Source organism: Brevibacterium aurantiacum (assembly GCF_900169065.1).
Taxonomy (GTDB): domain Bacteria; phylum Actinomycetota; class Actinomycetes; order Actinomycetales; family Brevibacteriaceae; genus Brevibacterium; species Brevibacterium aurantiacum.
On sequence record NZ_FXZB01000032.1, the window covers coordinates 23173 to 30063 of the forward strand.

Annotated in this window: 10 protein-coding genes; all 10 read left to right on the plus strand. The window is 60.6% G+C overall.

Translation table 11 applies throughout. The features are described 5' to 3' along the window. Nucleotides 1–32: 32 nt before the first annotated feature. The 10 genes from BAUR9175_RS19445 to BAUR9175_RS17255 all read left to right on the plus strand — a co-directional run bounded on the left by BAUR9175_RS19445 (nt 33) and on the right by BAUR9175_RS17255 (nt 6635). On the plus strand, nt 33–797 hold the full coding sequence (locus tag BAUR9175_RS19445; RefSeq protein WP_164513835.1) for a hypothetical protein: 765 nt from the start codon (nt 33–35) through the stop codon (nt 795–797). Further along, nucleotides 790–1980 (plus strand): SRPBCC family protein, encoded by a 1191-nt coding sequence (locus BAUR9175_RS17215; RefSeq protein ID WP_164513834.1) that lies wholly within the window; start codon nt 790–792, stop codon nt 1978–1980. The genes BAUR9175_RS19445 and BAUR9175_RS17215 overlap by 8 nt, the downstream gene beginning before the upstream one ends. A gap of 31 nt (nt 1981–2011) precedes the next feature. Beyond that, nucleotides 2012–2428, plus strand: a complete 417-nt coding sequence (gene gvpJ / locus BAUR9175_RS17220) for a gas vesicle protein GvpJ (protein WP_206427396.1) — start codon at nt 2012–2014, stop codon at nt 2426–2428. Further along, nucleotides 2425–3177, plus strand: coding sequence for a GvpL/GvpF family gas vesicle protein (locus BAUR9175_RS17225; protein WP_101584679.1), 753 nt, complete (start codon nt 2425–2427; stop codon nt 3175–3177). The genes gvpJ and BAUR9175_RS17225 overlap by 4 nt, the downstream gene beginning before the upstream one ends. 8 nt (nt 3178–3185) lie before the next feature. Further along, complete coding sequence (locus BAUR9175_RS17230) at nt 3186–3440, plus strand: gas vesicle protein GvpG (RefSeq protein WP_101584681.1); 255 nt, start codon at nt 3186–3188, stop codon at nt 3438–3440. Continuing rightward, nucleotides 3437–3976: a gas vesicle protein GvpO gene (gvpO, locus tag BAUR9175_RS17235; RefSeq protein ID WP_101584683.1), complete on the plus strand. Its 540-nt coding sequence runs from the start codon at nt 3437–3439 to the stop codon at nt 3974–3976. Before BAUR9175_RS17230 ends, gvpO begins: the two co-directional genes overlap by 4 nt. Nucleotides 3977–4080: 104 nt before the next feature. Further along, nucleotides 4081–4512 carry a gas vesicle protein gene (locus BAUR9175_RS19890; RefSeq protein ID WP_307722860.1) on the plus strand — a complete coding sequence of 144 codons (432 nt, stop codon included), beginning with the start codon at nt 4081–4083 and terminating at the stop codon, nt 4510–4512. Between the two features lie 7 nt (nt 4513–4519). Then, entirely contained in the window at nt 4520–5488 is a 969-nt protein-coding gene (locus BAUR9175_RS17245) for a gas vesicle protein (RefSeq protein ID WP_206427395.1), read from the plus strand. Continuing rightward, on the plus strand, nt 5479–5802 hold the full coding sequence (locus tag BAUR9175_RS17250) for a gas vesicle protein K (protein WP_101584685.1): 324 nt from the start codon (nt 5479–5481) through the stop codon (nt 5800–5802). Before BAUR9175_RS17245 ends, BAUR9175_RS17250 begins: the two co-directional genes overlap by 10 nt. Then, complete coding sequence (locus BAUR9175_RS17255; RefSeq protein ID WP_164513833.1) at nt 5799–6635, plus strand: GvpL/GvpF family gas vesicle protein; 837 nt, start codon at nt 5799–5801, stop codon at nt 6633–6635. The genes BAUR9175_RS17250 and BAUR9175_RS17255 overlap by 4 nt, the downstream gene beginning before the upstream one ends. The last annotated feature ends 256 nt before the right edge of the window (nt 6636–6891 follow it).

Genomic DNA, 6891 nt, shown 5'->3' on the forward strand with positions numbered 1-6891 from the left:
ACGCGCCACAAGCGCAGATTCGGAGGTACCCAGTGAACGACAAGATGAAACTCACAGGCCTGATTTTGGCGGGCTACATGCTTGGCCGAACGAAGAAGTTGGGCATGGCCATGACGATCGCCTCTACTTTGGCGGGATCGAATGTGGTTAAGAACCGCGAGAGTCTTCTTGGAGGATTGAAAGAGTTCGCGGATTCCACTCCAGAGCTCAAAGAACTTCAAGAGAAGATCACCGGACGCCTGGCCGACTCGGGCAAGGGTGCAGCTAAGGCTCTGGCAGCCAAGGGCATCGACGAGCTGAGCAGCCGTCTCCAGGACCAGACCGAGAAGATGAAATCCACCCTGGACGAGGCCGCAGACGACCTCGACCCCTCGGTCGACGATCCGGAGGATCCGGACACCGATGGCGCGGACGCCGACGCTCCTGAAAACCTCGACGAGGCTGAGGCACCAGAGGCCGAGGATGAGCAGCCTGAAGAAGATGAGGCTGACCAGGAGACCGAAGAAGCAGAAGAAGAGCCGGCAGCGGAGGAAGAACCTCCGAAGAAGCCCGCTCGGAAGCGTTCCTCGACCGCGAGCCGGTCTACCAGCAAGTCAGGCGGGACCAGCACTTCGAAGAGGACAAGCTCTGGCGGAGCTTCCAAGAAGACGAGCGGAGCAGCCAAGAGCTCGAGCACCCAGCGCAGGGCAGGCAGCAAGTCAGCATCGGCTTCCAAGTCGACACCGACGCGGAAGCGTTCGACGGCAGCGAAGAAGCCTGCCGCCTCACGCAAGACCAAGGAGGCCACCGGTGAGTGATGACTCCATCTTCAGTGGCTTGAAGGATCAAGCTGCGGACTACGCCAAAACCCTCGGCCGCAAGGCGATCAAGTCCGCGAGTGACAAGGTCGACAAACTGTCTGACAAATTTGACGGATCATCGGATTCTACGGGCGCGGCCGCTCAGGCCGGTGCCGAAGAGTTCGCTGAAGGGAAATCGCCGGCGAAGGCGGCTCTCTCTGCAGCGACCGCAGGCGCCAAGGACAAGATCAAAGGCGTGTTCGGCGGGGGCTCGTCCGGCGGTTCCGGTGGCTCTGGCGACTTCAAGTTCTCGAACATCATCGAGACGGCCGATGTCGGTGTGCCCTTGTCTGTCGCGTACAACGCGTTCACGATGTTTGAGAACTGGCCCGACTTCATGAAGAAGGTCGAGAACGTCGAACGCACCGATGACGTGAAGATCAGCGTCAAAGGCCAGGCTGTCTGGTCCCACCGCACGTGGGAGGCCACGATCATCGAGCAGGTCCCGGACTCGCATATCGTCTGGGAATCGACCGGCGAGAAGGGCTACATCAGCGGTGCCGTTTCCTTCCACGAGGTGGCTCCAAGACTGACCCGCATCATCGCGAGCGGCGAATACCACAAACAGGGATTCGTCGAGGGAGTCGGTGCATTGTGGTTCACGGTGCCTCGCCGGTTCCGGCTCGAACTGAAGTTCTTTGTTCATCACGTGATGAACGAGATCATGATCGATCAGGACAGCGTTGAAGGCTGGCGTGGTGAGATCCGAGACAGCGAACTTGTGATGTCACATGAAGACGCTCTCGAAGAAGAACAGGCTCAGGCTGAGGCCGACGAAGCTGGCGAGGAAGAGTACGAGAATGCTGCACCCTACGACGAGGGCGAAGAGCCCGTCGACGAGGGGGAAGAGCCCTACGAAGAGGGCGAAGAGCCTCCTGAGGAAGGTGAGCCCGAAGACGATTCTGAGCCGGTAGAAGACGAGGACTCTGAAGAGGAATACGTCGACGAGCCATCCGACGAACCTGTCGACGAGGAGCCCGAAGAAGAATACGCTGACGAGCCAGCCGAAGAGGAACCTGTCGAAGACGGAGAGCCCGTCGAAGAGGAGGAGATCGACGACGCAGGCGAGCCTGTGGAATCTGAAGAGGGTGAGCCAGAAGAGTACGAAGAAGCAACCGAAGACGAAAATGGACGCAGCTGAGCGTCCTTCCAATCGGAAGTAGGTAATGAGCATGAGTACCAACACCGCTGAACGTTCACGTGGCAGTTATGTCGATCGTCCGTCCTCGAGTTCCTTGGCTGACGTCGTTGAGATCATCCTCGACAAAGGTCTCGTGATCGATGCCTATGTGCGAGTCTCACTCGTCGGCATCGAAATCCTCACCATCGACGCCCGCATCGTCATCGCCAGTGTGGACACGTACCTTCGCTTCGCCGAGGCGACCAACCGTCTCGACCTGACCCAGCAGGGCGGTCGAGATCTGCCGGAGATGCTGGGCGGAATGGCAGAAAACGGCGCCAAGGGCAAAACCCAAGGTGCCGTGGAAGGCGTCAAGAACGCGCTGACACCTGATGATTCGGATGACGAGGATGAGAAACCACGTCGCCGGACCAAACGTCCCGCTCGCAGCTCCTCTGAGTCCGAGTGAGCGTAGACATCGAAACTGACAGCGACAAGTATCTCTACGGCATCGTTCTGGCAGACACAGACCTGTCAGAGGGAACCGGCGGTGTGCAGGCAAGTCAGCTGCATGCCGTCGGTTCCGGCCGGGTCGCCGCGGTGGTGTCCGATCTCGTTGAGACAGACATCCTGGGCACCCCGGATGATCTGAAGGCCCACATTGCGGTCCTCGACGGGATTGCCGCTGAGCGACCAGTGCTGCCTCTGGCGTTCGGGACCGTCATCCCCGCCGACGCCGACATTGCCGGTGAAGTATTGGCCCCACGCGAAGCCGAATACGTCGAAGCCCTGGAAGGACTGTCCGGACTGTCCCAGTACACCCTGCTGGTCCGCTACGACCGGGACACGATCCTTCGGGAGATCATTCTCGACAACCCGGAGGCTGCGGAGCTGAGGGAGACCATCGCCGGCACGGATGAGGACGAGACACGAAACGAACGCATCCGCCTCGGCGAAATCGTGGTGAAGACGATGGAGAGTTGGAAGACCACGGAGGGTCCACCGATTCTCAATCAGCTCGAACCTCTGACCGCCGATATGTCGGTGCGTGAGAGTGGACAGGCTGAAGACGTGTTCGAAGTCGCTGTGCTGCTTGCCCAGGAGTCGCTGGCGGAGTTCGACGACGCCATTGACAAGCTGGCGGAGGCGAATCAGGACCGCATGCGGTTTCGGTTCGTCGGACCGCAGGCTCCCTACGATTTCGTTCCTGAGATGTAGGAGTCGTCATGGGACTTTTTTCAGCGATCCTCGGTGCACCTCTGGCCCCTCTCAAGGGGACTGTCTGGGTGGCCGAACAGGTTCACAGCGAAGCTGAGAAGCGGTATTACGATCCCAGTGCGATTCGACGTCAGTTGGAAGAGGTTTCCGCGGCCAAAGATTCCGGAGCCATCAGCGACGAGGAAGCCGATAAGCTGGAGCGAGATTTGGTCGCGCGTCTACTGGAATCCACTCGTCGACGTAAATCGAAGGAGAACCCATGAGCGAAGAGACAAGCATGGACGAGAAGCAGGCCGCACAGGGTGGGGCCTCGTCCGAAGGTACGCCTGAGCAGGACACCGGCGAGAAGAGGCGGCCGAGGCGGACAGCCTCGTCTGAATCACCACGCCGGTCGACCACTGCCGCGTCGTCGAAATCTCGTCCCGTGAAATCGAAGGCCAGCGCGACCACATCGAGCGCGTCGAAGTCCAGTGCACCCAAGTCCAGCGCACCGAAATCCAGCGCACCGAAGTCCGAGGACACGACGGCGGCATCGGAACCAGCCAGGGTTTCGACTGTGCAGGCGGTCAAGAAGGCCGTCGAACAGTTCAGCGCACTCACTGGCCGGTCCCCGGAATCGGTCGTCGGTGCACGCTGGGTAGATGACCACTGGGCCGTGCGACTCGAAGTCGTGGAATCTCGTCGCGTTCCCGACACCGCCGATCTGCTGGCCGAATACGACATCCAACTCGACGGGCAGGGCGAACTCCTCGAGTACAGCCGACAGAACCGCTACGTCCGAGGACGGCCATCCGAGTGATCAGCCTCAGCGGTATGGTCCACTGGCTCGTGTCCACAGGGCCAGGGCCAGACCGACGACCACACATTCACACTCGGGACAGCAGCCGATAGGAAGCCGACGATATGAGTATTGCAAACCAGTCGAACAGTGCGATGCAGCCACAGCGCAGCCAGGAGGGGACTCTCCTGCACGTGGTGGAGACGCTGCTGGACAAAGGCCTGGTCCTCAACGCCGACATCATGGTCTCTGTGGCAGGAGTCGAACTCCTCGGCATTCGGATCAGGGCGGCCCTGGCGTCGTTCGAGACAGCTGCACGCTATGGACTGGACTTCCCGGCCGGCACGGACCGCGACACTGTGGCCTGGAAGGAAGCGATCGAGCAGAAGGACACCTGCCCGGAATGCGGTAAGCGCGCCGAGCTGGCGCAGCTGATGAACGCGTACTGCCCCTGGTGCGGATGGCAGAGCGCTCACTCCAAGCAAGTGGAGTCCGGCGACGCTGCGGAACTCAAACAGTCCTCCACGGAGTCCGAGAAGTCATCCGAGCGCAAGTAGGTCACTGATGGCCGACGACGCGATCATGCAGCCCACCCGGGATCCACGGGCGACTCTGCCTGACCTCATTGAGGTGCTCCTCAACAAGGGCGTGTACCTGAATCTCGACCTCATCATCTCCGTCTCAGACATACCGCTCATCGGGATCAACCTGCGCGCGACCATCGCAGGGATCGAGACGATGCTCGAATACGGGATGATGCGTCAATGGGATGAAGACACACGAAAGTGGGTCCAGCAGTCGGTGCGCGCGCACCTGCCTTTGGCCGAGGATGAAGAGATCCTCGCCAAGATGGCGGGTGGACATTACCAGGACAACTTCTATCGCACCTGGCGACCAGGCACCGCCTACCTCACCTCGCAGCGGTTGATCATCCACCGACGCGATCCGGCGGAGACACTGTGGCAGGCGAAACTGAGTTCAATAGAATCCATCACGCCGTTGTCGGAGCCCTCGATCGGGGGCGAGGAGCGCATTCGCATCCTCGTCCGACTCGACGACGGCAGCGAATCGAAGCTGTCCGCCCTTGAACCCGAACGCCTGATCCGTCTGGTTCAGGAACAGCGAGGAACGGCACTGCAACCCTCGACGGGTCGAGTCTCGAGCTCGTCGCCGCAACCGCTGAAGCAGGGCCGCATGTGGTACCGGGAGACGCTGTCGGGCGGTGGAACATGGCGGGGCGGGGAAGCAGTCCTGACAGGCCGTGACCTCACTTGGAAGTCTCCGATGGACAGCCGCGCGCTGGTGAGGGTCTCTGCCTCGCAAGTGCGGAAACTGCGCTGGGAGAAGCACGACAACCCCACCAACAAGGCACGTATTCTGTTCGTCGAGACCGAGCAGTCGTCGATACGTCTGGCCGCAGATGACATTGACGACTGGTGCGACGAACTCGAACAATGGAGTGCATCCGAGCGCCACGACCTGGCTGCCACCGGTTCGGGGGAGAAGAATGATGAAGGAGAATCATGGCACTGAATGTGGATGAAGAGAGCCTCAAGCACGGCGTTCTCACCTTGGTCGTCACCCTCGTCGAAGTGATTCAGGAAGCGCTGGAGACGCAGGCAGTGCGGCGCATGGAAGGCGGTGACCTCACCGAGGACGAACAGAACCGCCTCGGCGAAGCACTCTTAGAACTCGATGAGGCCATGGATCAGATCAAGGCCGAGCACGGCATCACCGGCTCCGTTGACGATCTGCATCGCGGACTTGACGACGTCGTCGATGAGGTGGTCGACAAACTCATCAACCCAGCCAGGTGGGCCGAAGAGACTTCGAAGGATATCAAGTGACAGACGCCAATGGCGCTGCGCCGCCCAAGCTCTACGTCTACGCCATTGTGCCCGCCGGTGACTACACGCCCAAGGTCAACGGCATCGACGGTTCGCAGGTGCATCTGATCGGGAACCCCGAGGGGCCCCGCGCGGTGGTCCACACGCACACTGGCGGACCCTACGACGGTCCCGATGACGATGTGAAGCGATGGATCCTGCAGCACAGCGAGGTCGTTGAAGACGGATGGCAGGGAGCAGGAAGCGTGCTTCCGGTCTCCTTCAATGTGATCGTGCGCCCGGACACCGAATCGGGAGCAACGTCGACCGCTCAGCTCGAAAGGTGGTTGGAGGAGTCCAACGGTGCGCTGTCTGCGCGTTTGGGCGAATTGCACGGCACCTCGGAGCTGCGAGTCGAGATCTCGCTGGACCGAAGCGCCTTCGTCGAAGCCAACGACGAGGTTCGGAGAATCAAAGTCGATATGGAAGACCGCCCAGCGGGAGTCCGTCGACTGTTGGAGAAGCGTCTGGAGAAGACCGAGAAGGAGCTTGCAGACCGAGAGGCCGACGACCTCTATCCTTCACTGAGAGCTCGGATCGCCGAACAGTGTCTGGGCATCGAGGAGTACCGCACCCCGCCTCGGGAAGCGGGACAGACTCCGATCCTCATGGTCTCGTGTTTGGTCACTGAACCAGGCATACAGAATCTGGGAGCCGAGCTGACCTCAATTCAGAATGAGCAGCCAGCCGTTTCCATCCGATTCTTGGGCCCCTGGCCGCCGTACTCATTTGCCGATATGTCCGACGCGTTTGCCGGCATGTCCGGTCAGGATCAGCCTTCTTCCGCGACATAGACACGTGAGCGCAGGCGCTGAGCATGGGTCATGTTCTTCACATCGACATCGCTGTCGAAGGTCGAGCCCAGGGCTCCGGCGACGACGCCCATCGCGGCGCTGAGCCAGGCGATGTCGAGGTAGTTGGTGTGATTGGGTCCCCGTTAGCAGTCCAGCGGCTATGCGATAGCTAATTGGTTCTCTGCGCTCCAGCGTTCCCAGCATCTCGATGGTGTTAATCCGTCGAGGGATCCGTGGGGCCGTTCATGATTATAGA

Bases quoted from the DNA above. Each gene is read 5' to 3' on its own strand.
- gvpJ (WP_206427396.1), top strand. From the start codon at position 2,012: ATGAGTACCAACACCGCTGAACGTTCACGTGGCAGTTATGTCGATCGT.
- BAUR9175_RS17230 (WP_101584681.1), top strand. From the start codon at position 3,186: ATGGGACTTTTTTCAGCGATCCTCGGTGCACCTCTGGCCCCTCTCAAG.
- gvpO (WP_101584683.1), top strand. From the start codon at position 3,437: ATGAGCGAAGAGACAAGCATGGACGAGAAGCAGGCCGCACAGGGTGGG.
- BAUR9175_RS19890 (WP_307722860.1), top strand. From the start codon at position 4,081: ATGAGTATTGCAAACCAGTCGAACAGTGCGATGCAGCCACAGCGCAGC.
- BAUR9175_RS17245 (WP_206427395.1), top strand. From the start codon at position 4,520: ATGGCCGACGACGCGATCATGCAGCCCACCCGGGATCCACGGGCGACT.
- BAUR9175_RS17250 (WP_101584685.1), top strand. From the start codon at position 5,479: ATGGCACTGAATGTGGATGAAGAGAGCCTCAAGCACGGCGTTCTCACC.